The following is a 1,059-nucleotide window of genomic DNA, read 5'->3' as shown; positions in this document are numbered from 1 at the left end:
ACAACAGCCGAGCGGGTCTCGACCGGGACGGCCATTTCGGGAATCAGCGTGACGCCGATTCCGGCGCTGACCATCTGCACCAGGGTCGACAGCGAGCTGCCATCCAGCAGCTCGCGCGGAGCCGCCGACTGCATGTTGCAGAACGATAGCGCCTGATCGCGAAAGCAATGCCCCTCCTCCAGCAGCAACAGACGCATTTCGCGCAGGCCATCGGGACCAGGAACCGGCTTTCCGGTGTCCTCGCCGGGACGCACCAACACAAAGTCCTCCTCGAACAGCGCAACTTCCTCAAAGGCGGGCTCGGAGACCGGCAGCGCCACAATCGCGGTGTCCAGCCGCCCCTCTCCCAGTTCTTCCAGCAGCCTTGGGGTCACGGTTTCGCGCACACGGATGTCCGCCTCGGGGTACTGCCGGGTCAGATTCCCCACGATGGACGGCAGCAGGTATGGCGCGATGGTGGGAATCACTCCGATCCGCAGCCGCCCCGCCAGGCCCTCGCGGGAAGCGCGCGCCAGTTCACCCAGCTCATCCACCGAGCGCAGGATGCCGCGCACGCGCAGTGCCAGGTCCTCGCCAAGACTGGTGAGCCGCACTTGGCGGGCGCCGCGCTCGACCAGCTGCACCCCCAGCGCTTCCTCCAATTCCTTGATCTGAACCGACAAAGCGGGCTGCGACACTGCACAGGCACCTGCCGCGCGGCCGAAATGGCGGTGCTGGGCCAGCGCCTCAAAATAGCGCATCTGGCGGAGAGTCACGTTTATCATAGTTTTTCATTATCACTGCGATGAATAAATGCAACTTAATCCAATGGAATTTCCCTGCTAGCCTCCTCTGCAGGACGACAGGGAATCCCGGCAACAGCAGTCTTTGCCCCAAATGCATTTTCAGGCGGCGCCTGCGCTGCTGGACTGATCCGGGAACGTTTCTGCCACGACGCAGTTCAACTATTTAAAGCCACGATCGGAGAAGAATATGGACGGAAATACCCCCGCAGGAAAATGCCCGGTGATGCACGGCGCTGCGCTGAACACAGACAGCGGCGGCACCTCGAACCAGGAG

1 protein-coding gene is annotated in these 1,059 nt (G+C 62.4%); it reads right to left on the bottom strand.

What is annotated here, in order from left to right; all coding sequences use genetic code 11:
* Positions 1–764 (bottom strand): LysR substrate-binding domain-containing protein (locus A2I95_RS41670; protein ID WP_291738124.1); only part of this gene is annotated, 764 nt, incomplete at its 3' end.
* Between the last annotated feature and the right edge of the window lie 295 nt (positions 765–1,059).

Source organism: Leisingera sp. F5 (assembly GCF_001593695.1).
Note: the sequence above shows the minus strand (reverse complement) of the source record. Positions and strands in the feature narration are given on the sequence as shown.